At 71.0% G+C, this 25685-nt stretch carries 28 protein-coding genes and 2 pseudogenes; 11 read left to right on the top strand and 19 right to left on the bottom strand.

Translation table 11 applies throughout. The features are described 5' to 3' along the window. Positions 1-29: 29 nt before the first annotated feature. A complete protein-coding gene (locus tag OG194_RS25355) occupies positions 30-542 on the bottom strand; it encodes a YbjN domain-containing protein (protein ID WP_327403093.1) in 513 nt (170 codons plus the stop codon). Further along, a complete protein-coding gene (gene mshA, locus OG194_RS25350) occupies positions 535-1872 on the bottom strand; it encodes a D-inositol-3-phosphate glycosyltransferase (protein WP_327403092.1) in 1338 nt (445 codons plus the stop codon). The genes OG194_RS25355 and mshA overlap by 8 nt, the downstream gene beginning before the upstream one ends. A 152-nt stretch (positions 1873-2024) precedes the next feature. On the opposite strand from mshA, the gene OG194_RS25345 reads away from it, so the two are divergent. The 4 genes from OG194_RS25345 (at position 2025) to OG194_RS25330 (ending at position 6719) form a co-directional block, all read left to right on the top strand. Then, positions 2025-2786: an LAETG motif-containing sortase-dependent surface protein gene (locus OG194_RS25345; protein ID WP_327403091.1), complete on the top strand. Its 762-nt coding sequence runs from the start codon at positions 2025-2027 to the stop codon at positions 2784-2786. A 60-nt stretch (positions 2787-2846) separates the two neighbouring features. Continuing rightward, positions 2847-3659, top strand: a complete 813-nt coding sequence (locus OG194_RS25340; RefSeq protein WP_327403090.1) for a class I SAM-dependent methyltransferase — start codon at positions 2847-2849, stop codon at positions 3657-3659. A gap of 222 nt (positions 3660-3881) precedes the next feature. Then, a complete protein-coding gene (locus OG194_RS25335) occupies positions 3882-4967 on the top strand; it encodes a C40 family peptidase (RefSeq protein ID WP_327403089.1) in 1086 nt (361 codons plus the stop codon). A gap of 282 nt (positions 4968-5249) precedes the next feature. Further along, a complete protein-coding gene (locus tag OG194_RS25330; RefSeq protein WP_327403088.1) occupies positions 5250-6719 on the top strand; it encodes a PP2C family protein-serine/threonine phosphatase in 1470 nt (489 codons plus the stop codon). Between the two features lie 49 nt (positions 6720-6768). Here the strand turns inward: OG194_RS25330 and OG194_RS25325 are convergent, their stop codons facing one another. The 3 genes from OG194_RS25325 to OG194_RS25315 form a co-directional block, all read right to left on the bottom strand. Continuing rightward, complete coding sequence (locus OG194_RS25325; protein ID WP_327407202.1) at positions 6769-7104, bottom strand: DUF2516 family protein; 336 nt, start codon at positions 7102-7104, stop codon at positions 6769-6771. 131 nt (positions 7105-7235) lie between these two features. Beyond that, positions 7236-7883 carry a hypothetical protein gene (locus tag OG194_RS25320; protein WP_327403087.1) on the bottom strand — a complete coding sequence of 216 codons (648 nt, stop codon included), beginning with the start codon at positions 7881-7883 and terminating at the stop codon, positions 7236-7238. A 58-nt stretch (positions 7884-7941) separates the two neighbouring features. Next, a complete protein-coding gene (locus tag OG194_RS25315; RefSeq protein ID WP_327403086.1) occupies positions 7942-8409 on the bottom strand; it encodes a helix-turn-helix domain-containing protein in 468 nt (155 codons plus the stop codon). Between the two features lie 244 nt (positions 8410-8653). On the opposite strand from OG194_RS25315, the gene OG194_RS25310 reads away from it, so the two are divergent. The 4 genes from OG194_RS25310 (at position 8654) to OG194_RS25295 (ending at position 12511) form a co-directional block, all read left to right on the top strand. Next, complete coding sequence (locus OG194_RS25310; RefSeq protein ID WP_327403085.1) at positions 8654-10021, top strand: sensor histidine kinase; 1368 nt, start codon at positions 8654-8656, stop codon at positions 10019-10021. Next, positions 10018-10704 carry a response regulator transcription factor gene (locus tag OG194_RS25305; protein ID WP_327403084.1) on the top strand — a complete coding sequence of 229 codons (687 nt, stop codon included), beginning with the start codon at positions 10018-10020 and terminating at the stop codon, positions 10702-10704. Before OG194_RS25310 ends, OG194_RS25305 begins: the two co-directional genes overlap by 4 nt. 73 nt (positions 10705-10777) lie before the next feature. Then, positions 10778-11320, top strand: a complete 543-nt coding sequence (locus tag OG194_RS25300) for a hypothetical protein (RefSeq protein WP_327403083.1) — start codon at positions 10778-10780, stop codon at positions 11318-11320. Positions 11321-11476: 156 nt separating this feature from the next. Continuing rightward, positions 11477-12511: an alpha/beta fold hydrolase gene (locus OG194_RS25295; protein ID WP_327403082.1), complete on the top strand. Its 1035-nt coding sequence runs from the start codon at positions 11477-11479 to the stop codon at positions 12509-12511. Positions 12512-13092: 581 nt separating this feature from the next. On the opposite strand, the gene OG194_RS25290 is transcribed toward OG194_RS25295, so the two are convergent. The 6 genes from OG194_RS25290 to OG194_RS25265 all read right to left on the bottom strand — a co-directional run bounded on the left by OG194_RS25290 (position 13093) and on the right by OG194_RS25265 (position 17692). Further along, entirely contained in the window at positions 13093-14022 is a 930-nt protein-coding gene (locus OG194_RS25290; RefSeq protein WP_327403081.1) for an NAD-dependent epimerase/dehydratase family protein, read from the bottom strand. Further along, on the bottom strand, positions 14019-14288 hold the full coding sequence (locus OG194_RS25285; protein WP_327403080.1) for a hypothetical protein: 270 nt from the start codon (positions 14286-14288) through the stop codon (positions 14019-14021). The genes OG194_RS25290 and OG194_RS25285 overlap by 4 nt, the downstream gene beginning before the upstream one ends. A 599-nt stretch (positions 14289-14887) precedes the next feature. After that, positions 14888-15829, bottom strand: a complete 942-nt coding sequence (gene sigJ, locus OG194_RS25280) for an RNA polymerase sigma factor SigJ (protein WP_327407201.1) — start codon at positions 15827-15829, stop codon at positions 14888-14890. A gap of 113 nt (positions 15830-15942) precedes the next feature. Further along, a complete protein-coding gene (locus OG194_RS25275; protein ID WP_327403079.1) occupies positions 15943-16725 on the bottom strand; it encodes an SDR family oxidoreductase in 783 nt (260 codons plus the stop codon). Between the two features lie 14 nt (positions 16726-16739). Then, complete coding sequence (locus OG194_RS25270) at positions 16740-17165, bottom strand: hypothetical protein (RefSeq protein ID WP_327403078.1); 426 nt, start codon at positions 17163-17165, stop codon at positions 16740-16742. A gap of 65 nt (positions 17166-17230) precedes the next feature. Further along, a complete protein-coding gene (locus OG194_RS25265; RefSeq protein ID WP_327403077.1) occupies positions 17231-17692 on the bottom strand; it encodes a GNAT family N-acetyltransferase in 462 nt (153 codons plus the stop codon). 63 nt (positions 17693-17755) lie between these two features. Here OG194_RS25265 and OG194_RS25260 point away from each other — a divergent pair, with 63 nt between their 5' ends. Next, the gene (locus OG194_RS25260; protein WP_327403076.1) at positions 17756-18829 is read left to right on the top strand and encodes an aminoglycoside phosphotransferase family protein; all 1074 of its coding nucleotides are present in this window, start codon (positions 17756-17758) and stop codon (positions 18827-18829) included. Positions 18830-18870: 41 nt separating this feature from the next. On the opposite strand, the gene OG194_RS25255 is transcribed toward OG194_RS25260, so the two are convergent. Both OG194_RS25255 and OG194_RS25250 read right to left on the bottom strand, forming a co-directional pair. After that, complete coding sequence (locus OG194_RS25255; protein ID WP_327403075.1) at positions 18871-19368, bottom strand: HAD domain-containing protein; 498 nt, start codon at positions 19366-19368, stop codon at positions 18871-18873. 71 nt (positions 19369-19439) lie between these two features. Then, the gene (locus OG194_RS25250) at positions 19440-20063 is read right to left on the bottom strand and encodes an RraA family protein (RefSeq protein ID WP_327403074.1); all 624 of its coding nucleotides are present in this window, start codon (positions 20061-20063) and stop codon (positions 19440-19442) included. Positions 20064-20185: 122 nt separating this feature from the next. Here OG194_RS25250 and OG194_RS25245 point away from each other — a divergent pair. Then, positions 20186-20371, top strand: a pseudogene (locus tag OG194_RS25245) (hemerythrin domain-containing protein); the annotation flags it as partial. 157 nt (positions 20372-20528) lie between these two features. On the opposite strand, the gene OG194_RS25240 reads toward OG194_RS25245, so the two are convergent. The 4 genes and pseudogenes from OG194_RS25240 to OG194_RS47675 form a co-directional block, all read right to left on the bottom strand. Beyond that, complete coding sequence (locus OG194_RS25240) at positions 20529-21269, bottom strand: HAD family hydrolase (protein WP_327403073.1); 741 nt, start codon at positions 21267-21269, stop codon at positions 20529-20531. A 36-nt stretch (positions 21270-21305) separates the two neighbouring features. Further along, positions 21306-22496, bottom strand: a complete 1191-nt coding sequence (locus OG194_RS25235; RefSeq protein ID WP_327403072.1) for a phosphotransferase family protein — start codon at positions 22494-22496, stop codon at positions 21306-21308. Between the two features lie 182 nt (positions 22497-22678). After that, positions 22679-23263: a hypothetical protein gene (locus OG194_RS25230; protein ID WP_327403071.1), complete on the bottom strand. Its 585-nt coding sequence runs from the start codon at positions 23261-23263 to the stop codon at positions 22679-22681. A 111-nt stretch (positions 23264-23374) separates the two neighbouring features. After that, positions 23375-23548 (bottom strand): annotated as a pseudogene (locus tag OG194_RS47675) (GntR family transcriptional regulator); the annotation flags it as partial. A gap of 213 nt (positions 23549-23761) precedes the next feature. Here OG194_RS47675 and OG194_RS25225 point away from each other — a divergent pair. After that, positions 23762-23944, top strand: a complete 183-nt coding sequence (locus OG194_RS25225; RefSeq protein ID WP_327403070.1) for a hypothetical protein — start codon at positions 23762-23764, stop codon at positions 23942-23944. 11 nt (positions 23945-23955) lie between these two features. Here the strand turns inward: OG194_RS25225 and OG194_RS25220 are convergent, their stop codons facing one another. Next, positions 23956-24672 carry an HAD family hydrolase gene (locus OG194_RS25220; RefSeq protein WP_327403069.1) on the bottom strand — a complete coding sequence of 239 codons (717 nt, stop codon included), beginning with the start codon at positions 24670-24672 and terminating at the stop codon, positions 23956-23958. Continuing rightward, positions 24672-25553: a winged helix-turn-helix domain-containing protein gene (locus OG194_RS25215; protein ID WP_327403068.1), complete on the bottom strand. Its 882-nt coding sequence runs from the start codon at positions 25551-25553 to the stop codon at positions 24672-24674. The genes OG194_RS25220 and OG194_RS25215 overlap by 1 nt, the downstream gene beginning before the upstream one ends. Positions 25554-25685 lie beyond the last annotated feature (132 nt).

Here is a 25685-nt window from a genome sequence, read left to right as displayed (position 1 = left end):
CGGGCGCAACGAAAGAGGGCGGGAGGAGATCAGTTGGTCGGGCGCTGGGTCAGATTCGTGAACGCGTCCAGATTCCGCGTCGACTCCCCGCGCGACACCCGCCACGCGTACTCCTTGCGGATCGCGGAGGCGAAGCCCAGTTCCAGGAGGGTGTTGAAGCTGCCGTCGGCGGCCTCCAGGACCTGGCCGAGGAGGCGGTCGATCTCGGCCTCGGTGACGGCGGACAGCGGCAGCCGGCCGGTGACGTACACGTCGCCGAGCTGATCGACGGCGTAACTCACGCCGTACAGCTTGAGGTTGCGCTCCAGGAGCCAGCGGTGGACGCCCGTCTCGTTCTCGTCGGGGTGGCGGATGACGAAGGCGTTGAGCGAGAGGGAGTGGCGGCCGACAAGGAGGGAGAGGGTCGTCGACAGCTTGCGGGTGCCGGGGAGTTTGACGACGAACGTACCGGACTCCGGGCTCTCCCAGTCGAGTTCGGCGCCCTTGAGGAAACCCTCGATGACCTGCGCCGCCCGCTCCTGGTCCGCTGCCGCCTCACCCATGGTGCGAGCGTACGTGACGGCGGTGGGCCTGCGCCGCCGCCGTGTAGACGTCCGCCGTGGCGGCGGCGGCGGTGTCCCAGCCGAAGGACTGGGCGTGCCGGGCGGCGGCCTCACCCATGCGGGGCGCGAGGTGCGGGTCGTCGGCGAGCCGGCGCAGGACGTGGGCGTAGGCGACGGGGTCGTGGCCCTGGACGAGGAAGCCGGTCTCGCCGTCGCGCACGGCGACCGGGAGGCCGCCGACCGAGGCCGCGAGCACCGGCGTACCGGCCGCCTGCGCCTCTATGGCGACCAGCCCGAAGGACTCGCTGTACGACGGCATGACCAGCACGGACGCGGCCCGGAACCAGTCCGCCAGCTGCTCCTGCCCGACCGGCGGCCGGAACCGTACGACGTCCGCGATGCCCAGCCGCGCGGCCAGCTTTTGCAGGCCCTCGGGCTTGGCGAGGCCGCTGCCGCTGGGGCCGCCGACGACGGGCACGACGATGTTCGAGCGCAGCTCGGGCCGCTCGTCGAGCAGCACGGCGACCGCGCGCAACAGCACATCCGGCGCCTTCAGGGGCTGGATGCGGCCCGCGAAGAGCGGGATCAGGGCGTCCTGCGGGAGGCCGAGGCGGGCGCGGGCGGCGGCGCGGCCGTCCGCCGGGCGGAAGCGTTCGAGGTTCACGCCGGGGTGTACTACGGCGACCTTGGCGGGGTCGGCCGAGTAGTGCCGTACGAGTTCGTCGGCCTCCTCCGCCGTGTTGGCGATGAGGCGGTCGGCTGCGGCGACGATCTGGGTCTCGCCGATGACGCGGGCGGCGGGCTCGGGGGTGTCGCCGTCGGCCAGGCTGGCGTTCTTGACCTTGGCCATGGTGTGCATGGCGTGCACGAGGGGGACGCCCCAGCGCTGGGCGGCGAGCCAGCCGACGTGGCCGGAGAGCCAGTAGTGCGAGTGGACGAGGTCGTAGTACCCGGGGCGGTGGCCGGCCCACGCCTGCATCACTCCGTGCGTGAACGCGCAGAGCTGGGCGGGGAGTTCCTCCTTGGCGAGACCTTCGTACGGCCCCGCGTCGACGTGCCGGACGAGGACGCCGGGTGCCAGCTCGACGGTCGGGGGGAGGGCGGCCGTGGTGGCGCGCGTGAAGATCTCGACCTCGATGTTGATCGCGGCGAGGCGCTGCGCGAGCTCCACGATGTAGACGTTCATGCCGCCGGCGTCGCCCGTGCCGGGCTGGTGCAGCGGTGACGTGTGCACGGAGAGCATGGCGACCCGGCGGGGCTTGCGGTGCAGCCGCAGCCGGGTGGACGAGGCCGCGGAACGCCGCCCGAGCCTGCTGCCGTACTGGCTCACGTGGCGTTCCTCCTCGCTGCGGGCATGCCTGAGGGAGGGTGTGGGGTTCCCTCCAAGGACGCCAACATCGGGAGGCCGGATTCTCATTCCGGCGCATGGGGATTTTACCGAGCCATTGCCGATGGTCGCTCAACCGTTCGAGCGCGGGCTGCGTGGTCGGCACGCGAACCGGGCAGCCGTCCGAACGATCGGCACGCGGGCCGACCACTCCTCAGCCACCTCTTGACCTGCGGCGACACAACCCTCGCAGCAGGCCCACAGGTCTTGTAGGCGTATCCGGCCTCGGGCTCTTCAACGTAAGGACAAACCTGTCCCTCTCCCCTGGTACGTGCAGCATCGGCGACTTCACCGCGACCCCCGTCTGCGACGCCCAGGGCAACGGCGTCATCCGCGTCACCGACAAGGACGCGACCGGCACCCCGGCCAAGATCACCCTGTACGTCCAGCTGAACATGCCGGGCGGAGAGCGGTGGGTCGACACCGAGACCATCGCGCACCCGACCGCCGACGGCGTCAGCGTCGACCTCAAGACCCTGGACTGGTACGCCGGCGAGACCTTCCGGGTCCACGTCCAGGCGGGCGACCAGGTCGACGACGACATCACGCCGATGGTCGTCGTCCCGGACGTGACATGCGGCGCCTCCGCCTCCGCGTCGGCCTCGGCCTCGGCGTCCGTGTCCGCCCAGCCGTCGACGTCGTCGACCCCTACCTCCGACCCGTCCTCCGCCGAGAGCAGCAGCCCCGTGCCCGCGGCGAGCGGCGCCCCGTCGCCCGCGGGCGGTGGCACCCACCTCGCCGACACCGGCGCGAGCGACGGCACCACGGCGCTCGCGGGCACCGCGGCCGCCCTGCTCGCGGCGGGCGGCGGCATCGTCGTCGCCCTGCGCCGCAGGACGGCTCGCGGCTCGCGCTGATCGCCCCGGCCCGGCTCCCGTGGCGACACCCCCGTAGAAGCCGCCGCCTACCCTCTAGGTATGACAGCCCGCGCAGCCACCCGCCCGATCGGAACGGTGACCCGCGGCACCACCAACCCCAACCGGCTGCGCCGTATGGACCGCTGGATCGCGGCGACGCACGGCGCCGAGCTGCGGCGGGCCGTCGATCCCGTCGCCGTGGACCTCGGCTACGGCGCCGCGCCCTGGACCGCCGTAGAACTGCTGGCGCGCCTCCGTACCGTCGCGCCGCACGCGCGCGTGGTCGGTGTCGAGATCGAACCGGCGCGGGTCGCGGCGGCGAGACCGTACGAGCGGGAGGGGCTCGCTTTCCGGCACGGCGGGTTCGAGATCCCCGTGCCGCAGCGGCCGTCGCTGATCCGCGCGGCGAACGTCCTGCGGCAGTACGACGAGGCGCGGGTCGCCGAGGTCTGGGCGCGGCTGTGCGGGCGGCTCGCGCCGGCGGCCGGGGGCTCCCGGGGCGGGCTGCTCGTCGAGGGGACCTGCGACGAGATCGGGCGGCGGCACGTGTGGGTCGCGCTCGGTCCCGAGGGGCCGCGCACGGTCACCTTCGCGACGCGGCTCGGTTCCCTGGAGCGGCCGTCCGACCTCGCCGAGCGCCTCCCGAAGGCCCTCATCCACCGCAACGTCCCCGGCGAACCGGTGCACGCCTTCCTCCGCGACTTCGACCGCGCGTGGGCCGCCGCCGCGCCCTACGCCTCCTACGGCGCCCGCCAGCGCTGGATCCGCGCGGTGCGGGACCTGACCGCGGACTGGCCGGTCACGGACGGTCCGGTGCGCTGGCGGCAGGGCGAAGTGACCGTGTCCTGGGGGGCGTTGGCGCCGAGCGGGTGAATCCGGTTGCGGGTGTGGCGCGTGGGGAACGATCCCCGGCGACCGTTCGTCACACGGGCGGGGAGATCGTCACGCCAGGTCGTGACAACTCATGACCTGGAAGGAAAGGGAAGAAGTACGGGAAGTTCCGCCTCTGTCGTTTTGCGTGCGGGCATGGCACGATCCCCCAGGCGTCCGTAAGTTACTGACGGTCAATCAGATGTGGGATGCGGGGGAACGGATATGGGAACGGGCAGGCGAGCCCTGATCACGACGGCCATCACGGTCGTCTGCGCGGTCACCGTACTCGCGGCACCCGGCATCGCGTTCGCGAGCCCGGCTCCGACGCCGACAGCGACGCCTTCGGCGACCGCGTCCCCAACCCCCGTGACCAACAAGGACCTTGAGGCCGTACGCGAGAAGCTCGACGCGCTCTACCACGACGCCGCCGTCGCCACGGACGCCTACAACGCGGCCGAGGAGAAGTCCCAGAAGCAGTCCGCGGAGATCGTCGAGCTGGCCAAGAAGATCGTCAAGGGCCAGGAGAAGCTGGACGAGTTGAAGGACCGCGCCGGTGCCGCGGCCCGCTCCCAGTACCGCACGGGCGGGATCCCGGACGAAGCGCAACTGCTGCTGAGCGACAACCCGCAGGCGTTCCTGGACGGTACCGGCCGGGTCCTTCAGGGCCAGCGCGCCACCAAGGGCCTGATCGCCGAACTGACCCGCACCCAGCAGGACTTGAAGCAGTACACCGCCGACGCCTCCGCCCAGTGGCAGCAGTTGGAGAAGAACCGCCAGGCCAAGGCCGCCGCCAAGAAGAAGGTCACGACCCAGATCGCGGCGGCCGAGCAGCTGGAGTCCCAGCTGGAGAAGCAGGAGAAGGAGCGGCTGGCCAAGCTGGAGCAGCAGGCCGCGCTGAAGGCGCAGACCGCGTGGCTCGACTCCGGCGCCCTCAAGGATGCCGGCGGGAAGGCGTCCGCGGCGGGCAAGGCGGCGGTGGCCTACGCGACGGCCCAGCTCGGCAAGGCGTACGAGTGGGGCGCCGAGGGCCCGTCGACGTACGACTGCTCGGGGCTGACCTCACAGGCCTGGGCGAGCGCCGGCGACCCGATCCCGCGCACCTCGCAGGAGCAGTGGAAGCAGCTCCCGCACGTCGCCGAGAAGGACATGCGCCCCGGCGACCTCATCATCTACTTCGACGACGCCAGCCATGTCGCCATGTACATCGGCGACGGCGCGATCATCCACGCCCCGCGGCCGGGGCGGACGGTGACGGTCGCGGGAGCGGGTTCGATGCCGATATTGGGTGTTGTGCGACCGGATGCGTAATACGTCCGGCTGATGGGCGGGGTTCGGTCGGTGACCCGGGCCACGTGACCTGGCGCACGCACCACCCGCGCCAAACACCCGCCCGGCGTGACCTTCGTCATTCCCCGGTAAGAGCCACCCTGCCCAACTGCCGTACGGATCACGGCATATGACAGTGGCCGCCTGCCGGGCGACCTGTCTCACACCATTCCTTTACGGCGCCCACTACCGCTATGGTCCCGGTCGGTGGGTCGAGGTCCCTCGCTCCGCCGTGCCCTCGGGGGGAGGGAAGGAACCAGGACGATGCCCGCACCCATACCGCGGCAGAGAGCGGTCCCGGCCGCGGAAAGTGGTCAGGCGCAGACCGAGCCCGCGATCGGCGGCCGCTCCGGAGACAGTTCCGGAGGCCTCACCGGGGACAGCTCCGCAGCCGCCTCCACGGCCGTGCCCGGAGCCGTGTCCGAAGCCGTCTCCGAAGCCACGGAGGCTCCGCGCCCGCAGGACAAGGCCGACGACGGCAAGGCGGACGACCGCCCGGCCGACGCCACGCCCGGTGCTGCCCACGCCCAGGCCCCTGCCCACGGCACCCCGACCGGTCACCTCACCCTGCTGATGATCGAGGACGACCCCGGCGGCTCACCCGTCGTGCCCGAGCTGCTCGACCCGACCGGCAAGCCGATCCGGATCCGCACCGCCCGCAACCTCACCGAGGCCGAGCGGCTGCTCACCGACGACGTCCACTGCATCCTGCTGGACCTCGCGCTGCCCGCCCCCGCCCGGGCCGGGGACGGCACCGACGACGAGCTGGCCGTGCTCAAGCACGTGCTGCGGATCGCGCCGCACCACGCCGTCCTCGCCCTCACCGCGTCCGGCGACACCGAGCGCGGCGCCGAGGCGGTCCGCGTGGGCGCCCAGGACTATCTCTTCCGCGACGAGCTGGACGGCCGGCTGCTGAGCCGCGCGATCCGCTACGCGGTGGAGCGGAAGCGTTCCGACCGCGCGGAGCGCAAGCTCACCGAGTCCAAGCTGCGCGCCCAGGAGAACGCCCGCCTCGAACGCGGCCTGCTGCCCACCCCCCTCCTGGAGGGCTCCCCGCTGCGCTTCGCCGCCCGCTACCGCCCCGGCCGCTCCCGCGCGCTGCTCGGCGGCGACTTCTACGACACCGTGCGCACCCCCGACGGCACCGTGCACGCGATGATCGGCGACGTCTGCGGCCACGGCCCCGACGAGGCCGCGCTCGGCGTCGAACTCCGCATCGCCTGGCGCGCGTTGACCCTGGCGGGCCTCTGCGGCGACCAGCTGCTCGGCACGCTGCAACAGGTCCTGGAGCACGAGCGCTCCGACGACGAGATCTTCGCGACGCTCTGCACGGTCGACATCGCCCCCGACGGCCGCCGCGCGGGCCTCTGCCTGGCCGGCCACCCGTCCCCACTGCTGGCCCGCCCCGGCCGCCCCGCCGAACTGCTCCCCTACGACAACAACGGCCCCGCTCTCGGCCTGCTCCCCGGCGCCCGCTGGCCCCGGATGCAGGTCGAACTGGGCGCGGAGTGGAGCCTGATGCTCTACACCGACGGCCTGATCGAGGGCCGGATCGGCGAGGGCCGCCGCGAACGGCTCGGCCAGGACGGCATGGTGGCGATGGTCCGCCGCCAGCTCGCCGAGGGGCTGCGGGGCGAGGAGCTGCTCCGGGCCGCGGTCAACGAGGTCCGCGACCTCAACGGGGGCGAGCTGACGGACGACGTGGCGGTAGTGCTGCTGGACCGGGCGCCGTAGCTCCGTAGCGAGCGGGGCGACCGGTCGGTGCGGTGGTCGTCGTACGGCTTCAGCGGCCGCCGTTGTACGGGCCGTAGGGGCCGTCGCTGCTGGAGCCGCCTCTGCGGCTGCGGCCGCCGCCGGGGAGGCCGCGGAGGGCCGGGCGCACGTCGACCATGTACACGATGGTCGCGACGAGGCCGATGATCGGCAGGAACGACAGGATGTTGAAGATCAGGTTCACCACGAAGGCGATCCCGAGGACGATCAGCCAGAACGGCTTGGTCTTCTTGTCCGCCGCGCGGTAGGCGTCCTCGCGACGCGTGGCGGCGTCGACGAGTGCGAAGCCGCTGAAAATGATCAGGGCGGTGCTCAACAGCCACATGAACCCTGCGAAGCCCTGCATCAGCACTACGTCCACCACCAGACTCGGCTAGTTCCTACGCGGTCACCGTACCCGCAACCGGATTCCCGCTACCCGAAGAACGGGCCGGGCACTCATGGAGTGCCCGACCCGTTACCGATCACCCGTACGTGTTACTTGGCGGGCGGAGTGGTCTTCTTGGCGGTGGTCTTGCGGGCCGGGGCCTTCTTCGCGGGCGCGGCGGGCTTCTTCGCCGGAGCGGCCGGGGCCGGGGTCTCGGCCTTCACCACGACGGGCTCGGCCACCGGAGTCGGGTCGGGCTCGACCGCGACGGCCAGCTCCTCGATCTCGTCGGCGGCCTCGCCGCGCCAGGTCTTCACGGCCTGCTCGCCGTGCTCGGCGACCTTCTCGTACGCCTCGCGGGCCTTGACGGCGTACTCGGCGGCGACGCCGACACCGCGCAGCGCGAAGTCCTGGGCGGACTCGCCGAACTTCTTCAGGTCGGCGTCGAAGGTGCTGCTGAGCTTCTTGAGGTCACCGTCGAGGCTGGTGATGAACTCGTTGACCTTGGTCTGGAGGTTCTCCTGCGCCCCCTTGGCCTTGGCACCGGCCTCCTTGGCACGGGCGGCGGCCTTCTCCTGCACGGCCTTCGGGTCGGTGCCGCGCACGGCGTCGATCCGGGCCGGCGCCTCGGCACGCAGCTGCTCGACCAGGCCGGGAACCTTCTTGGCCTGCTGGAGCGCGAGGTCGGCGGTGCCGGCGGCGAAGTAGAGGGGGGTGGGGTCGCTCAGGGTCTTGCGCAGGTCATCGGTGATGGCCATGGTGATGGTCCTCCCGGTTGCTATCAGCTGAGGGTTGTGTGATGTGTACGTCCGCGGGTCAACCGGCGGTCTCGTGCGGCGCGGCACTGTCGCCGCCCTCGCCACCGTCGCCGACATCGGCCACGCCGGGGCTACTGCTACCGCTACTGCCGCCGTCCTCGCCCCCGTCGGCGATCTCGAACCCGTTCTCCTTGCGGAAGGACTCGTAGATCTGAAGCAGCACCTGCTTCTGCCGTTCGGTGAGCGTGGGATCGGCGAGGATGACGGCACGCGTCTCGACCTCGTCCCGGTCCCGCTCGGCGTCGAGGATGCCGGCTCGCACGTACAGCGTCTCGGCGGAGATCCGCAGCGCCTTGGCGACCTGCTGCAACACCTCCGCGCTCGGCTTGCGCAGCCCGCGCTCGATCTGGCTCAGATACGGATTCGACACCCCGGCGGCATCGGCGAGCTGCCGCAGAGACAGCTGCGCGTTGCGCCGCTGCTCACGCAGATACTCCCCGAGATTGCCGACGTTGAGCGTTGCCATGCCTCCACCTTGCACCACCCGCGCTAACTTTTGCAAGCACCCGCTTGCAAAAGTGCGCCATGCCACGTGCCGGGCCGGTCGCCGGGCGCGGCGAGGCGCGTGCCGACGCCACATATATGCTCGCCGCCGTGCGCCGCCGACCGTGCGTGCACCGCGTCGGTCGTGCTCGACGTAGCCGTGGTCACGTGGGGGACGCGCCGTGCGCGGACGGCGGGAGCCGGACGATGGCGAACGGAGCGCGGGAATGGTGAGTATGTGGCCCGACATGGTCCGGTCCGCGGCCGGGCCCGGACACCGCCGGATCTTCGAGCGGGGTGACGTGATCGGCGCGGGCGCGCTGATCGCCTGCGTGGTGGTCTCGGTGATCGCGGCCGACGGGGCGGCGTTGAAGGTGGTCGTCGCCGTGCTCGGGCTCTGCGCGGAGCTGGGCATGGTGCTCAGTGGCCGGGCCCTGCCGACGCCGCTGACCTGGTTCGGCGTCGCGCTGACCATCGGGACGGGCTTCGCCGTCATGGCTCTCGTGCCCAACGGGCTCGGCGAGGTTCCCGTGCTGGCCGCCGCCGCCGTGCTGCCGATGTGCATCCCGGCCGGGCCGGTGCGCAACGCCTGCGTCGCGCTGCTGGCTGTCGGCTTCGGCGTCGCGGTCATGGTGATCTTCGGCAGCGTGGCCGGCCTGCTGTCGGCCGTCGGGGTGTGGCTGCTCGCCGACCGTTCGATCGAGCACGCCGCGCTCCAGGCCGAGCGGGACCGCGCGGTCGCGCTGCTGGCCGAAGTGGAGGCGTCCCGCGCCGCCCGACAGGAGGCGGCGGCCCTTGAGGAGCGCAGGCGGATCGCCCACGAGATGCACGACGTGCTCGCGCACAGCCTCGCCGGACTGTCCATGCAGTTGCAGGCGGTCAGGGCGATCGCGCGGCGTGACGGTGCTCCGGCGACGCTGACCGGGCCGCTGGACCGCGCCGCCGAGCTCGCGCGCGACGGAGTACAGGAGGCCCGCGCGGCGGTGGGTGCGCTGCGTTCCGTACCGCTCCGGGGTGTGGCCGATATCGACGGCCTGACCAGGGGTTTTCCGGGCGAGGCGCGGCTGCGCGTCAGCGGCCGGACCGGTCGGCTCGCACCCGAGGCCGGGCACGCGGTGTACCGGGCGGTGCAGGAGGCCATGACGAACGCGGCGCGGTACGCGACCGGTAGCGCCATCGACGTGGACCTGGCGTGGGAGGGCTCCGAGCTGCGGGCTGTCGTGCGGGACCGCGGGCTGCCGGCCGGTCGCGGCCCGTCGGGAGTACAGGGCAGCGGCACGGGGCTGCGCGGCATGGCCGAGCGGATCGAGGCCGTCGGCGGCTCGTTGGCCGCCGGACCCGCGCCCGAGGGACCGGGCTGGCGGATCGCGCTCCGTGTGCCGGTCGTGGAGGGCGCCGGCGCCGCGGCGGACACCGCTGTTGAGAATGGTGCCGCGGCGGACGGCGCTGTCGTAGGCGGCACTGATGCAGGCGGCGCTGTCCCAGATGGCACTGACGCAGACGGCACTGACGCAGGCAGCACTCACTCGGGCGGCACTCACGCGCCTGGCACCAACACCGGCGGCATGACGGCAGACGGGAAGGCGGACGCGTGACGATTCGGGTGCTGGTCGCGGACGACCAGGCGGTGGTGCGGGACGGGGTGGTGCTGCTGCTGACCTCGGCGGCGGACATCGAGGTGGTCGGGCAGGCCGGTGACGGGAACGAGGCGGTGCGGCTCGCCGTGGCGGAGCGGCCCGACGTCGCCCTCGTCGACCTGCGGATGCCCGGGCTCGACGGCGCGCAGGTGACGGCCGAGATACTGGCGGCGGGCATCGGGACACGGGTACTGATCCTGACGACGTTCGCCGACGACGACGCGGTGATGCCCGCGCTGCGGGCCGGCGCACTCGGTTACCTGACCAAGGACGCGACCGGCGAGGCGGTGCTGGCCGCGGTCCGGGAGGTGGCGGCCGGCCGGACCGTCCTCGACCCGGCCGTGCAGCGACGGCTCGTGCAGCTCGTCGTGACGCGGCCCGAGGCGCCCGCCGCCGCGCCCGCGTCCTCGCCGACGACGCTCCCTCCCGAGGCCGAGGGGCTGACCAGGCGGGAGGTCGACGTCGTACGCCTCCTGGCGAAGGGGCTGAACAACCGGCAGGTGGCGCGCGAGATGGTCGTCAGCCTGGCGACGGTGAAAACGCACCTCAACCACGTCCTGGCCAAGCTGGCGCTGGAGGATCGCGGCGCGCTGATCGCCTGGGCCTGGCGCTTCGGCCTGGTCGACAACACCGAGCGGTAGCGGCGCGGACCTCAACCCGGGTTACACCCCTGGGTTGAAGGAGTTCGGGGCGCGTCGGCGAATGCTCGTACCCATGACAACGACCGACTGGTTCATCGACATCGCGCTCCTGCTCATCGTCCTTCGCCAGCTGCGCGAGGAGCGGCTGACCACCCGCACCATCCTGCTCCCGCTCGGCATGATCGCCTGGGCGGCCAGCAACTACCTGACCGACATCCCGACCGCCGGCAACGACGTCCCGCTGGCCGTGGTCTTCGCCGTCACCGGGGTCGTCCTCGGCCTCGCCGGCGGTCTGCTCACCCGGGTCCGGCACGCCGACGGGCATGTGCTGATCAAGGCCTCCCGCAGTGCTGCCGCACTCTGGATCATCAGCATGGGCTTCCGCCTGGGCTTCGCGGTGTGGTCCACGCACCCCTCCGGCGCCGCGCACGTGACCAGCTTCTCCGCCGCGCACAACGTCACCAGCGGCCAGGCCTGGGTCGTCGCCCTGCTCCTGATGGCGGTCGGCGAGGTCGTCGTCCGCCTGGGCACGATCGTCATCCGCGGCCAGCTGCTCCAGGCACGGGCCGACCGCGACGCGACCAAGCCGGCCCACCGCCCGGGCGCCTACGCCTGAGTCGCGGAGCAGCCCACGGCCCGGGCGCCTACGTCTGCGTCGCGGAACCGCCCACGGGACAACCCGCGGCACGGCGCTCGACCCGCGCACCGGACCCACAGCTCATCTCATCCTGCTCAACCCCCCACCCGCACATGACCAGCACGGAGGTCCCTCATGTCCGCATCGCACCGCACGCCGCGTGCCCGCACCCTGCCCCGGCTGGCCGTGGCCGTCGCCACGGTGGCCCTCGGAGCGGTCGCCTGTTCGTCCGGCGGTGGGCACGCGACCGGCGCTTCCAGCAGCAGGCCGAGCACGCGGGCCACGGCGATCACCGCTACCAAGGCGGCGTCGACCGTCGTCCCGAACTCCGCCCCGAGCGGGCGGGGCGCGTTCCTCGGACCGGTGCGCCGGATCCCGGTCGACGGCATCAGGATCGGCTACCGCCAGTTCGGCTCCGGCCCCGACCTCCTCATGGTCATGGGCGACACCGGCACCATGAGCGACTGGACGGTCGACCTGCTGAGCCGGCTCGGCCGGCACTACCGCGTCACGATCTTCGACAACCGCGGCGTCGGCTACACGACCGACGACACCTCGGTCCCCGACACCATTCCCCTCATGGCGGACGACACCGTCGGTCTGATCAAGGCGCTGGGTCTACGGCACCCCGCGCTGCTCGGCTGGTCGATGGGCGGCGAGATCGGCCTGACCGTCGCCGCGCTCCACCCGGGTGCGATCAGCGCGCTCGTGAGCACCGGCGGCGACCTCGGCGGCAGCGAGGCCATCAACACGCCGGCCGCCGTGGCCAAGGAGCTCAACAGCCCGAAGACCACGGGGCCGCAGATGATGGACCTGCTCTTCCCCGCCGACGCCACCGCCGCGCGGGCCGCGTACATCGAGCAGCTCGGTCTGATCCCGCCCGAGAAGGTCGGCGACGAGACGCTGCTGCGTCAGTACCAGGCCGGACAGGCGTACGGGTCCTTCGAGGGCACCTGGGACAAGCTGCCCGACAGCACCATCCCGATGCTGATCACCAACGGCTCCCTCGACAAGATCACGCCGCCCAAGAACGCGAGCATCATCGCTCAGCGGGCCAAGCACGCCGAGCTGGTCATGTTCCCCGACGCCGGCCACGCGATGCTCGTCCAGGACTCCGGCCGGTTCGTCTCCCTGGTGACGCGGTTCACCGAGGCGTCGGGCATCGGGTGAGTGCCTGGCGTTTCCCGCATCCGGACGTGTCGTGGTGCCTGTCATGTACGCCCGTTCAGGGGCACGCGGATCCTCGCGGGAAGCTGGAGCGCTGTGGTGAAGCACGTGGAACGCGAGGCGGTCACGCTCACTCCGACCCGACGGGCGGGTTCGGGCAGGCCTCTTCTCATCGTGCCCGGTGTCACGGCCGATACCGCCGGCCGGCAGCCGGTCGTGGACGCGCTGGACGTGGCCGGACCGGTCCATGTGCTGAACCGGCGCGGCAGGGAGCAGGGCGTGGACCTGTTCGGCTGGAGCCTGGGCGGGCTTGTCGCGCTGGAGTCGGCCGCGCGGCGCGTCGGCGTCGTCGTTGACCACGGGGATGCCGCGCCCGGCGGCCGTGACGGTGTCCACGTTGTCCAGGCCTACGCCCGCGCGGCCGACGACGCGCAGCCGCGGCGCCCGGTGTCGAGCGCCTCGGCGTCGACCTGGGTGCCGCCGCGCACGATCAGGGTGTCCGCGTCGGGCAGCACGGCGTACAGGGCCGGGCGATCAAGGCCGTCGACGGCATCGTCGGGAAGCAGGGCAGGCCGGGACCCGGGTCAGAGCAACTGGGCGCGGTACCAGGCGGCGTGGGCCGCAAGACCCGCCGAGAGGCCGGTGTCGGGCACGCGGCCCCCCAGCTCGGCCAGCCGGGTCGCGTCGAACCAGTGGTCGACTCCGAACAGATCCAGGAGGTGCCCGTCGCACCCGGCGCGCACCAGTTCCGCGCGGGCCCCCTCGAACGACTGCTCGCCGCCCACCAGCGGGAAGCCGAGGTGCAGGTGCGCCGCCACGACCAGTTCGCGCAGGCTGACGGGCCGGGACGGGCAGGCGTGGAAGACGCCGGTCGCCCGCCTCGGCGGCGTTCCCACCACCATGTGGGCGAGGGACGCGGCGAGGCTGCCGACCTCGGTGAGGGAGAGCAGCGCGCCACCACGCCCGGGCAGCCCCGAGCGCAGGGCTCGCACCACACGCAGCAGGCCCGGCATCACCCACCGGTCACCGGTGCCGTAGACGAGGTAGGGGCGGAGCACCGCCCCGCCCGCCCCGAGCACGAACCGCTCGCCGCGCAGCCGGCTGCGGCTGGTCGGTGAGACGGGGCGCGGCTCCGCGTCGCCCTCCCGCAGCTCCCGGAACGGCCCGTCGCCGTACACGGCCGCGGTGCTCAGCTGCACGAACGCGGCCACACCGGCGCGCCCGGCCTCCTCCACCAGACGGCGCGTGCCCTCGACGTTCACCGCGGCGCACCGGTCCTCGTCCTTGCCGATGTACGAGGCCAGATGCAGGACGGCGTCCACGTCCCGGCCGATGCCGCGCAGGGTCGTGGGGTCCGTGAGGTCGCCGTCCACGATCTCGACGTACGGCCCCGGCGTCACCGAACGGTGGTGGGCCAGCACGCGCACATGGGCCCCCGTGGACCGCAGGAGAGGAAGGACCGCGCCGCCGATGAATCCGGACGCGCCGGTGACGAGGACGCGAGGGCGGTTCATCGGCGGGCGCCCGATGGCGCCGACCCGGCGCGGGCTGTCAGCAGGCACTCGAAGGCGGTCCCGCCGTTCTGTTCGGCGGTCACCCGCACCTCGTACGCGCCGTCGCCGTGCGCGGGCGGGGCCAGCCGGGCCCGGACGAAGCAGGGGGTGTCGAACTCCACGTACCGGTGGAAGCGGTTGATCATTCTGGTCACCAGCACAGGATCGGGGCCCAGGAGGCGCTGGGCCGCCTGGCGCGCCGCCTCCAGCGGGAGCATCCCCGGCACATGGTCGGTCGGGGGGGAGCGAAGAGCGTGGGGTGCGTCCAGTGACGCGCAACGGCCACCCCTCCTCACCGGCCGGCCGGCGGCCGAGCACCACGTCGCTCCCGCGCGCCCTGCCCACCTCGTGCGCGGGCAGGGGCTCGGCCTGCTCCGGCAGGACTCCGGGAACCTCCGCGTGCGCGCCGCGCAACCGCCGGTGGACGGAGCCGCGCACGCAGTTGAGTACCGTCCGGCCACGGCCCAGGCACACGGCGCCCCGGGCCGGACCGACGTCCGTGGTCATTCCCGCGAGGCGGTTGCCGTGCAGTGCCACATCGGTGCAGGCGATGGTCAGTTCGACGTCGGCCGACCCGTCGTCCAGGAGAAGCGCGTCCGATCGGTTCGTAGAAGCCGTGGCCGCGGGGCGCCGACCACTGGTGGGGGCGGCGGACGTCTTCGATGAGCGCGGCTACGCGGCCGCGAGCTCAACGAGATCCAGGCACGCGGCGGCGTCACGAAGGGCGCCATGTACTCCCACTTCACATAGAAGGAGGAGATCGCGCAGGCGGTGACGGCCTCTCAGCCGGACATGAAAGTGACGGCACCCAGGACGAGCGAAGGCATCACGGAGCCCCGCCACCGCCGCCCTGCCCATGGCCGTGCCCATGGCCATGCTCATGGCCGTCCCCGTACCCGTTCCAAGCCCGCAGCTTGTCCGGATTGACCACCAGCCACACATCGGTGATCAGCCCACCCCCGACCCCCACCGAAAGCACGGCGAACGTGGTCCCGCAGATCCGTACCGCCACCCCGGGCATCCCGTTCACGTCCTCCTCGACAAGCTCCACCTCGGGTTCCCGCCGCATGAGCCCGAGGAAGAGGCGAGCCACCTTGTCCCGGCCGACGACCGGACGCAGGGCCGCCCGCACCTTGCCGCCCCCGTCGCTGCGCGACTCGACCGCCGGGTCGAGCAGCGCGACCAGCGCGTCGAGGTCCCCGGTCTCGCAGGCCTCGCGGAACGCGGAGACGACGCGCCCGTGTTCCTCCGCCGTGGCGCTGCCGGGCGGGCGCCGGGCCAGGCGGCGGCGGGCGGAGGAGGCGAGTTGGCGGCAGGCGGCGGGCGTACGGCCGACCGTCTCGGCGATCTCGGTGAACGGCAGGCCGAAGACGTCGTGGAGGACGAAGGCGACGCGCTCCGCGGGAGTCATCGAGTCGAGCAGCACCAGCATCCCCATGCTGACCGACTCGTCCAGGGTGATCCGGTCGGCGGGATCCTCGGCACCCGCACCGCCGCCCGTACCGACCCACCCGGCCCCGTGCCGCACCGGCTCCGGCAGCCACTCACCGGTGTACCGCTCCCGCCGGGCCCGCGCCGACCCCAACTGGTCCAGGCAGATCCGCGAGGCGACCCGGGTCAGCCACGCCATCGGCGCGTCGATCGCCCGCTGCCCCTCCTCGGACAGCGCGTACCAACGGGCGTACGTCTCCTGTACGACGTCCTCGGCATCCTGCACCGAACCGAGCATCCGGTACCCGAGGTTGAGCAGCCGACGACGCTCGGCCATGAGGGAACCGAGGGTCGGGACGGGCGGGTCGGCCGGTTCGGCCGGGTCCTGGCCTGTTCCGGACGGCGAGTCGATCGGCGAGTCGGACGGCGAGTCAGGCGGCACGGCGGCGCTCATCCTCCCTGCCATTCCCGCTCGGCCCGCGCGCCCTTCGCCACGTCTCGCGCAAGCCACTCATCAAACGTCTGCCGACCCCGCGCCCCACCCCCCACCGGCAACTGCCCGTCCCCCGTCATGGCCGCCCCCACCCCACCCGGCATCCGCACCGGCACCACCAACCGCCGTTCCCCCCGAGCCCGCAGCAACCGCCGCACCATGTCCACGAGTTGCTCGACGCGTGGCCCGGCGAGATCCGGGGCCATGCCCTGAGCCGGACCCACCGCGAGCTTCACCAGGTGCTGCGCCACCTCCCGCGCGGCGACCGGCTGGGTCCGCATCCGCGGCACCACCGCGAACGGCTTCGGCACCCGTTCGAGGGTCTGCTCGGCGAACTCGTGGAACTGCGTCGCACGCAGCACCGACCACGGCACCGCCCCACCCCGCACCACGTCCTCCTGGCGGAGTTTGCCCTGGTAGTAGCCGAGTCCGACCCGGTCGATGCCGACGATCGACAGCGCCACGTGATGCCGTACGCCGGCCCGCTCCCCCGCGTCGAGCAGATTGCGCCCGACGGCCTCGAAGAACGCGACCGACTTCCGCGCGCTCGTGGTCGTCACGTTGCTCACGTCGACCACGGCGTCCACACCCTCCAGCGCCGCGTCGAGCCCCGCGCCGCCCGCGGCCAGGTCCACACCCCGCGACCGGCTCAGCACCACCGGTTCCCGCCCGGCCGCGACCAACTCCTCGACCACGTACCGCCCGACGAGCCCGGTGCCGCCCGCCACCGCCACCCGCATGCCGTCCCTCTCCTTCACTGGGTGTCACCCCGCCGTCCAGGAAACGCCGGTACCAGCAACACCGCCGACAACAGCACCAACGCGCTCAGGGACACGACATTCAGCACCTGGTCACGCGTCCCGTACATGTCGAGGTGCTGTACGTGATAGCTGAAGTGCAGCACGTTGAAGACCAGCCACACCGCACCCGTCGTCTGCACCAGCCGGGTGTTCCGCACGTGGCGCAGCGCGATGACCGTCAGACAGGCCAGCGCGAGGAACATCGACCCCGCGTCCTTGACGAGGTGTTCGTTGTAGGGGCCGAGCTGGGGCAGCCAACTCAGCCCGAGCCCGGGGAAGTCGGCGTACCACCCCGTCGGCGAGAAGTAGGCCCACAGCCCTGTGTACAGGCTGACCACGGCCAGCAGACCGAGGCTGACATACCGGATCGTTGTGTTCATACCCGTACGACGACACAGCCCCCGAGAATGTCAGGCCGGGCCGGTCCGGACGCCGAAGACGCGGCTCAGGCGGCCGCTTCCCGCTCCCCCCGCACCATGAACACATCCACCGGGTCCTCCGCCTCGACGACGAACCCGTACCGCTCGTACAACCGCCGGGCCGGACTCCCTCGCAGGACATTCAGCCGTACGACGCCGCCCCCGCCCCGATCACACCGCTCCAGCAGCTCCCCCAGCACGCCGGACCCGATCCCGCGCCCCTGGTGTTGTGCGCCCACATAGAAATGCTCCAGCCAGTGGCAACGGGCGCCCGCGTCCGGCCGTAGCGCCACGCACCCGGCGAACGCCCCGCCCACCTCGATCACCCAGGTGCACCCCGGCTCGAACCCGTCCCGAAACCGCTGCCGCACCCGCCGCGCGTCGTACCTGCCGAGCCGTTCCAGGTCATCGCGGAGTACGACGGCACGCAGCTCGGCGATCGCGTCGGCGTCGGCGGCCGACGCGGGCCGTAGCTCCCAGTCCGCCATGATCGGCACGCTACCGCGCGGAAATCGATGGAACCCGGGCGGCCCCGCTGCTGGAATGACGCGATGCACGACAACGGTGACGACGACACATCGGCGGTCATGGACCGAGGCCGGTACGAGGGCGCCAAGACCCCGTGGGATCAGCCGACTTGGCGGAGTGAGGTCCTCGCCTGGGCCACCCGCGAACTCACGGCAAGGGGCCTGCACGAGAGCGGGACAGCCCGCCGGGGCGAACGCCTGCGCCCGTGGTCCGTCCTGGTCCGCATCCCCGTAGAAGACGCCGCCACCACCTCCACCTCGGTATGGCTGAAGGCGAATCCCCCCGCCGGCGCCTTCGAGGCGCCGCTCACCGCCGCACTCGCCCGCTGGGTCCCGGAGTACGTCCTGGAACCCCTCGCCGTCGACGCCGACCGCGGCTGGTCCCTGCTCCCCGACGGCGGCGAACTCTTCCGCCAGGTCCTCGACCGCACCCCCACCGACGCCCGCGCCTGGGAAGAACCGCTGCGCCAGTACGCGACGATGCAGCGCACCCTCGTCCCGTACACCAAGGACCTCGAACACCTCGGCGTCCCCAGCGCCCGCACGACGGCCCTCCCCCAAGTCTTCGACAGGACAGTGGAGTTCATCCACTCGGTCCTGGAACAGACAGCGCCGCTACGACACCCCACCCCCGACGTCGACCCCACCACCCTGCACGCCCTACGCCCCCGCCTGCTCAACTGGTGTGCGGAACTGGCCGACTTGGGCATCCCCGACTCCCTCGACCACTCCGACCTGCACGACGGCCAGTTGTTCAACCCGGAGCCCGGCCGCTTCACCTTCTTCGACTGGGGCGACGCGGCCGTGTCGCACCCGTTCTACAGCTTCCTGGTCCCCGCGGGACGGATCACCGAACGCCACGGCCCCGAGGCCCTGCCCCGCCTACGCGACGCCTACCTGGAACCCTGGACGGGAACGGGCCGTACCGGCAAGGAACTTCGCCGCGCGCTCACCCTGGCGGGACGGCTCGGCGTCATCGGCCGCGCGGTCTCCTGGGGCCGGCACTTCCCGGGCGCGTCCGACGAGACACGGGCGGCGGGCGCGACGGAGAGCGCGAGGTGGCTGCGGCAACTGTCGTACGACGACCCCCCGTTCTGACGGTTCACCGCTCCCCATGGACCCCAACCACCCACCACCCACTACTGGTTGACCGCCAACCACGCCTCCATCGCATCGAAGTCCGCACCCGTGATCCCGTACCGATGGTCGACGCGTCGCAACAACGCCCGTTCGGGATGGTGGGCGGTCACCCAGTCGCGGTCGGCGTCCCGAATCTCGTCGTCGACCCACACGAAGGGCCGCCCGGCGGCCCAGGCGACAAGCGACCGGGTCTTCCAGTGCAGGCGACCGCTGGTCGGACTCTCACTCCCCTCCTCCGGTGCGAGCCAGTCCACCAGGGGGAGTTGGGGCAACCCGAGCCAGGGCGCGACGCACACGTTCGCGTCGTCCATCCAGGTCGTCGCCCACACCAGTTCGCACCGCAGCGCGGCGAGCCGCGGCCCGAGCGCGGGGTCGATCCGGGTCAGCAGCGGAGGGGCGGCGGCGGCCGGCAGCGCGAAGCCCGGTTCGTACACCGGGTAGGGCCGCGACGCACCGAAGGGAAGCAGCGTTCCGTCGACATCGAGGAAGAGGAGCATCGCCAACAGGATCGGACACTTTCCTCTCCTCTGCCACGCCCGTCAGCCGTTCCTCCCCCGCGCCCCGCACGTCACCGCTCGAACCCGCCCGCGCGCAGCAGCTCGTCGACCCGGGCCCGATGCGCGGCCTCCCACTCGTCAAGGCTCTCGGCGCCCTCCTGGACCAACCGCGCCGACGCCCCCGACAGCACCTCGGCCCGCCGCGCACCCGGCACGACCACGACCCCGTCCTCGTCGGCCACCACGACATCCCCGGCGTCGACGGCGACGCCCCCGCACCGCACTCGCCCGTTCAACGGCAGTACGGCCTTCTTGACCCCCGGGATCGGCACGACCCCCCGCCCGAACACGGGGAACCCGGCCGCCCGCACCTCCCCCACGTCACGGATCACCCCGTCGACGACGAACCCGGCGATCCCGCGCCGCTGCGCGATGGCACACACATTCCCGCCGGCGAGCGCGTATTCCACATCCCCCGACTCCACGACGACGACCGAACCGGGCTCGGCACGGTAGATGGCCGCGTGCAGCATGAGGTTGTCGCCGGGCGGACACCGCACGGTGAAGGCCGGCCCGGCGAGCCGCGGCATCGGCCCCCACAGCGCCCGGACACCGAGGTCCAACACCTGCGCGTGGCCGAGCAGATCGGCGAGGGTGGTCGTGGGGATGTCCTCGAATTCGGTGGCGTCAGTCATACGACGGACGCTACCGCCCCCCTCATGACTGCCGGGTCGGCCTTGTGCCGTGAGCGAGTCGGGTACCCGGCCTCCGAGTGAGGCCGAGGCGGGCGAGAGCCCCCGACGGCGACCGGGTCCTCGCCTCGGCGGCCCTGACCCGCCTCCGCGAGGAACACGAACGGATCGCGGAGCTGGTGGACGAACTGCGCGAGTCTCTCACGTCGACCACGGATCCGGCGGAGGTGGAGCGGCTGACGTCGACGCTGGAGGCTCATCTGACGTACGAGGAGGAGGAGTTGATTCCACTGCTCGACGCCGCGCCTTGACCTCCGCTCTCCTTTAGGTCGAAGGCTGCACGCACATTCCGCTGCCGTGGAGGTGGGTTGTGCGTGCGGCACGGGCGGTCAACTCGGCGTCACGACCCTGCCTTTGACCACGATGGGTGGCGATGCGGCTATGGATGGTGCTGACCTGCCGAGTGGCTCACTGACAGCCGCGCCCCTTTTCCTTCTCGATCAAGGGCAGATAGGAGCTGACGACTGTCTCGGCTCCGGCATCCCTCAGTCCCGTGACTTTTCGTGTGTTGCGCCCAAACCCGAGGAATCGCACTCCGGCCCGTCTGGCCGCCTCGACGTCCGTGCCGGTGTCACCGATCATCACCGCGTCCTGCGGCCTCAGCTTCAGACTGCCGAGGGCACGAGTCAGGACGTCAGGGTCGGGCTTCATCAGACCGAGGTCCGTGGCACGGCCATGGACGAACTCGAAGCAGCGTCGCAAGCTCATCCGCCGGAGATAGAGTTCCGCGGCCCAGCGAGAGTTGTTGGTGACCACAGCCAGTCGGACCTGCCGCCCGGACAGCATCTCTATGAGCCGGCTGGCGCCCGGGGTGCCCCAGTGCCCGTCCACTGCCTTGTTCGCCGCCTCCAGTTCACCCATGGTCACCATGGCCTCAAGGAGCGGCAGCAGTCCGCCCACGTCCCAGCGCCGCCGCGCCTCGTACACCGCCCCCAGCACCGCGTGGGGATCGTCATCGGTGCGCACATCCTCCTTGAGCATTCCCGGGAAGCCCAGCTCATCGATCTTGCTCACCAGAGCACGGGCGACGGACCTCGACGCACCGTTCGGGAACAAACGGCAGATCGGACCATCGAAGTCGAACAGCACACATCGCGCGCCTGCCAGCAACTCCCGTGCTTCCTTGACGTCGTCGAGGTCGACAGCCATGCCGCTCCACCCTCCGCAACGGTTTCCGTCGGTGGATCAACTCCCCACACCCGTGGGCTCTCTGTGGGCCGAAGCGCCAATACCCGCCGTATTTCCCCGTCGTCCGGTGTGTTCCCCCGGCCGGGCGTGGTCATGGCTCACTGAGACCTGGCCGACGGCCGGAATCTCCGCCCGCTCCACCTCTCCCTCTCCGTCGGGCCGCTCCATCCGCCGGACCAGGTCCTTCGCATGCCAGTCGAGCAGGGCCTCGCGGACTTCCCGTTCGTGCGGCAGCCCGTCCAGACCCAACGGGCCGCTCGCCCGATGCAGAGCCCGGCACACCCGCTCTGCGGCGCGGACCACATCGCGCCTCGCGGGCCTGTCCGGAAGTTCCAGCGCCGTACGCATCACATCAGGGTAGAGCGACTGCACGTACTCGAACCCGAGGTAGGTGCGCAGGTCCCGCTTCAGCTCGACGGTCATGTCAGCGTGGCCGGTTCGCCGCATCGCGGACGCCCACATCCCGATCATCAGCCCGCGCTCCTTGCTGTCGTACTCCATCCGCACCAGATGGGTCGCCAGGTCGTGCAACGGGTCGCCGTACAGGGCGAGTTCCCAGTCGATGACCACGAGCCCCTCGCCATCCGGCCCGGGGGTGGCCAGCACATTGGCCCGGTGAACGTCCGTGTGCAGAAGCGCGAAGGGGCGGGAGGCCAGCTTCGGGGCCGAGTCCAGGAACCGGTTGACCGCATCGCCCGGAATCCCGACCGCGTCGAAGAGGCTGCCGAAGCGCGGCCGATTGGACCGGTTGACTCTCTGCTCCGAGAATCGGGCAAGGCGACCGAGGAACCCCTGGCTGTCGCCACTGACCGGCCAATCGGTCGGCACCGGCGGCAGGGCATCCTCGGGGATATCCGCCAACCGGGCGAAGAAGTCCGCCAGTACCGCCAGCCTGCGCCGGCCGATACGCTCCCCGGCCGGCGCGACCTCGGCCAGCGCGCAGCCCGCCAGATAGCCGTGCAGAGACCATTCTCCGAAGTCCGCCAGGCATCTCGGGACTTCGTTGAGACGCTCGCCGACCACGCGCAGCACCTCCGACTCGCGTCGCCACAATCGCGGCACAACCTCGATCACCGGCAGGGGTGTACGGAACTTGGCGAGAACCTCTCCCGACGGCATCCCCAGAAGAAGGGCCAGCGGGCGGCCCACGGGCATGATGACGTTGGTGTTGTGATGGCCGGAAACCACCTCCCCCTGAGGGCGGTGGCGGCGCGCCTCCGCGAATCGGCGGACCAGTGACTGGTGCGCCCTGCGGTGCAGAGGGGACGACATGGGCGGAGGCTACTACGCGCCATGACCGTCTTCACGCCGTGTCACTATTTGGACAACCTCCGATCACTGCCGGTATCCGCCAGCTCCTCCTGGCTTCATCAGGGCGTCTCGTCGGATGTACCTTCGGATCGAAGTTGAGGATCTGCCCAGCACTCCCAGTTCGACCTGAACCAGTCCCTCATACTCGCGAAGAAGAGGGAGTCGTGCGATTCCTCGTCATCCTCCCAGCGGTGGTACGAGAGAGTCGAACCCGCGCCGAGCACATCAAATGCGGCCACGGGCTTGCCCTGTCGTGACCCGTCAACACCCTTGAGCGTGATCGGGCGCCGGATCACCTCGTAGGGGCCGAACAGCATGTCCGAGTCATTGAGTACATACAGCTTGAACTGCGGTGTCATCGGGATCCGTTGGATCTCGATCTCGGTGTCAACTCCCATGTCCCGCAATCTGACGGCGAGTTCGGCCAGCTCGGCACAGTGATCCTGCACCATGCCCCGCCATCGCTCCCAAATCCGGGCGTCGTCCGGATCCTCGGCACTGGGGTAGGCCAGCCGCTGCCCTTCTCCCGGCAGGAGCATGCGGATGCTCAGTTTCCGCGGGTCGATCTCCTTGGCGACCACCCGCTCCTCCTGGTTCTTGAGGTGCCTGAGCAGCGTCTCGGAGGTGAGCGAGGCGACATCCAAGGACACCTCGGCCTGCTCGAAGGCCCGACTGATCAGGGGCCCGAGCGACACCCGCCCCCGCGACCCAGGACGAGCTTCCGTGAGCCGGGTTCGAGGGACCTTCACGACTCTGACGCCACTGCCCTGCCGGGATTCGAGCCAGCCCTCCTCGGTCAACTTGCGCAGAACCCGCTGGACGGTGTCCCGGCTGACGCCATACTCCTCCGCCAGCTCCCGCTGTGGCGGAAGGAGTTGTTTGTAAACGAAGGCCCCGCTCTCCAGTTGCTCCCGAAGAGCGGTCTCCACACGCGTGGATCCCTTGCCTCCGCTTTCCGCATGTCCCGAGGTAGTCACGGATCGAACCTACCGCTTTCACGGCCGGATCACACCACTTTCAGCCAAACAGGCCAACCCATTGGACTGAAGATTAGAGACCACCCCAAACGGGAAAGTCCAATCCAAGTCAACCAGTCCAATTGGACGGGGCGTTGACGAGACACAAGGGGGACGGTGGGAACCATGCCGCTACTGGAGATAGCCCTTTCGATACTGCGCATCGGCTTCGAGCAGATCGTGCAGTGGCGCTATGGCGCCATGGGCATCGTGGCCCTGCTGCTGCTGAGCATCGGACTCCGGGCCCGCAACTCGACATGCGCCTCGGTGGGTGCCGTCATCCTGCTCCTGCTCATGATCCCGAGCTGAGTCGCACTCAGTCAGCCGCCCTGCACGACCTTCAGCAACTGGTCGAACGAGTCGACAACCGTCTCCGCACCAGCCCTGCGCAGCGGCTCCGCGTCACCCGCGTAGCCCAGGAACGGGACACCGGCCTCGCGTGCGGCTTCGAAGTCCGTGACGGAGTCGCCGATCATGAGGGCGGAGGAGGGGGCCGTCCCCATCGCTTTCAACGCTCGGTTGAGACAGTGCGGGTCGGGCTTGAGGCGTTGCAGGTCCCGTATGCGGCCGTATATGTGAGGGGAGAAACAGGAGACGAGACCGCGGCCCTCCAGGTACTCGCGCACCGCCCGGGGGGAGTTGTTCGTGGTGATCGCCAGCCGAGAACCGACCGCTTTCCAGGTACGGATCAGTGGGTCGGCGTAGGCGGTGGGCATGGCCGAGGATGCGGCCTTCACCTCCTCAATGGTCAGACGTTTCTCCAGTTCCGTCACCAGGTCACTGTCGGGGCGCCGGGCGTCGATGGAACGCAGCACGATGTGCGGGTCCAGGGACTCTCGTTCGGACTGCGTCAGCAACCCGTGCAGGCCTTGCCCCTTGAGCCAGGCCATGAGATCGCGAGCCACCTGCTCCGCCTTGCGCCCCGCGAACAGCCGGCAGATCGGGCCGTCGAAATCCCACAGCACGACTCGCGCCGGAGTGATCAACTCGCGGAGGTTGCCGGTCTTGTCATCGGTCTGTGCTGTATCAGGAGTCACTAGGAGAGTGTCAGGTCCGTCGTGATGGTTTCCCAGAGGGCGTCGAACCACAGCTGCGATTGATCCACGAACGCCGCGTCCCGCTCGCCGGTCTGCCGGAGGAAGGAAAAGAGGAGGGACTTGGCGCCGAGGGCGTCGTACATGTCCAGGGTCTGGTTGCCGTACTCCTCCTCCCGCCGCGTCAGCAAGTAGTAACCGAGCAGCGCCTCCTGGCCGTTGAGGAGGTAGAGCTTCACCGGCGGGGTGAAAGGGAGCGCCCGGAACGTGACCTTGACGTCCATGCCGTGCGTGGCTCTCAGGGAGAGCAGGTTGTGCTGGAGCACCTGGCCCTGGGCGTTGCGCATCGCCAGCCAGCGTTGGTGGACCGAGTTGTCCTCGGCGTCGCCGTCGACCGGGACCGGGAACGCGAGGGTGATCTCCCTGGAGGGCACGAGGATGCGGACCGTGATCGACTCGGGGCGCAGGCGGCCCTCGTGGATCTGGCGGAGGGGTTCGCCGATGGCCACCATCAGGGTCTCGGCGGTGTGGCACACGACGTCTATGTTGACGTTCGGCGAGGAGAAGGCTTCTGTCAGCCGCGGGGCCAGGCCGACCATCGTCGGCTGGGGTTCCCCCCGCAACGGCGTCGGCGGCTCCGCGATCCGTGGCGGGCTCCCCTTGCTCACGTTGGTCAGGAGGCCCGCCTCCTGGAGGAGGCGGAGTGCCTGGCGTACGGCGCCTCGTTCGACCCCGAACTCCTCCGCCAGGTCGGCCTGGGTGGGCAGGCGGTCTCCCGCCTTGAGGTCGCCGGTGCGGATGCGGTCGCGTAGGGCGTCGGCGATCTCCTGGGGCGAGAAGCTTCTGCTGCCGTTCACTGCCACGTTCTCCTGGGTCACGACCAAACGGTATAACTCTGCCCCATCTATGGGGAGTTGTTTGGAACCTGATTGTAAGTAGGTGTGAGTAGGTACCAATTGGGAACAACTTAAGCAGAGTTGGCTGCCAACTTCTCCAAGTTGGTGGAAGTTTTGCTT

The organism is Streptomyces sp. NBC_01288 (assembly GCF_035982055.1).
In the GTDB taxonomy this organism is placed as follows: domain Bacteria; phylum Actinomycetota; class Actinomycetes; order Streptomycetales; family Streptomycetaceae; genus Streptomyces.
The sequence above is the reverse complement of the archived record's forward strand: the minus strand, read 5'-3'. Positions and strand labels throughout refer to the sequence as shown.

Bases quoted from the DNA above. Each gene is read 5' to 3' on its own strand.
- OG194_RS25355 (WP_327403093.1), bottom strand. From the start codon at position 542: ATGGGTGAGGCGGCAGCGGACCAGGAGCGGGCGGCGCAGGTCATCGAG.
- OG194_RS25340 (WP_327403090.1), top strand. From the start codon at position 2,847: ATGACAGCCCGCGCAGCCACCCGCCCGATCGGAACGGTGACCCGCGGC.
- OG194_RS25335 (WP_327403089.1), top strand. From the start codon at position 3,882: ATGGGAACGGGCAGGCGAGCCCTGATCACGACGGCCATCACGGTCGTC.
- OG194_RS25330 (WP_327403088.1), top strand. From the start codon at position 5,250: ATGCCCGCACCCATACCGCGGCAGAGAGCGGTCCCGGCCGCGGAAAGT.
- OG194_RS25325 (WP_327407202.1), bottom strand. From the start codon at position 7,104: ATGCAGGGCTTCGCAGGGTTCATGTGGCTGTTGAGCACCGCCCTGATC.
- OG194_RS25320 (WP_327403087.1), bottom strand. From the start codon at position 7,883: ATGGCCATCACCGATGACCTGCGCAAGACCCTGAGCGACCCCACCCCC.
- OG194_RS25315 (WP_327403086.1), bottom strand. From the start codon at position 8,409: ATGGCAACGCTCAACGTCGGCAATCTCGGGGAGTATCTGCGTGAGCAG.
- OG194_RS25310 (WP_327403085.1), top strand. From the start codon at position 8,654: ATGGTGAGTATGTGGCCCGACATGGTCCGGTCCGCGGCCGGGCCCGGA.
- OG194_RS25300 (WP_327403083.1), top strand. From the start codon at position 10,778: ATGACAACGACCGACTGGTTCATCGACATCGCGCTCCTGCTCATCGTC.
- OG194_RS25295 (WP_327403082.1), top strand. From the start codon at position 11,477: ATGTCCGCATCGCACCGCACGCCGCGTGCCCGCACCCTGCCCCGGCTG.
- OG194_RS25290 (WP_327403081.1), bottom strand. From the start codon at position 14,022: ATGAACCGCCCTCGCGTCCTCGTCACCGGCGCGTCCGGATTCATCGGC.
- sigJ (WP_327407201.1), bottom strand. From the start codon at position 15,829: ATGGCCGAGCGTCGTCGGCTGCTCAACCTCGGGTACCGGATGCTCGGT.
- OG194_RS25275 (WP_327403079.1), bottom strand. From the start codon at position 16,725: ATGCGGGTGGCGGTGGCGGGCGGCACCGGGCTCGTCGGGCGGTACGTG.
- OG194_RS25270 (WP_327403078.1), bottom strand. From the start codon at position 17,165: ATGAACACAACGATCCGGTATGTCAGCCTCGGTCTGCTGGCCGTGGTC.
- OG194_RS25265 (WP_327403077.1), bottom strand. From the start codon at position 17,692: ATGGCGGACTGGGAGCTACGGCCCGCGTCGGCCGCCGACGCCGACGCG.
- OG194_RS25260 (WP_327403076.1), top strand. From the start codon at position 17,756: ATGCACGACAACGGTGACGACGACACATCGGCGGTCATGGACCGAGGC.
- OG194_RS25255 (WP_327403075.1), bottom strand. From the start codon at position 19,368: ATGCTCCTCTTCCTCGATGTCGACGGAACGCTGCTTCCCTTCGGTGCG.
- OG194_RS25250 (WP_327403074.1), bottom strand. From the start codon at position 20,063: ATGACTGACGCCACCGAATTCGAGGACATCCCCACGACCACCCTCGCC.
- OG194_RS25240 (WP_327403073.1), bottom strand. From the start codon at position 21,269: ATGGCTGTCGACCTCGACGACGTCAAGGAAGCACGGGAGTTGCTGGCA.
- OG194_RS25225 (WP_327403070.1), top strand. From the start codon at position 23,762: ATGCCGCTACTGGAGATAGCCCTTTCGATACTGCGCATCGGCTTCGAG.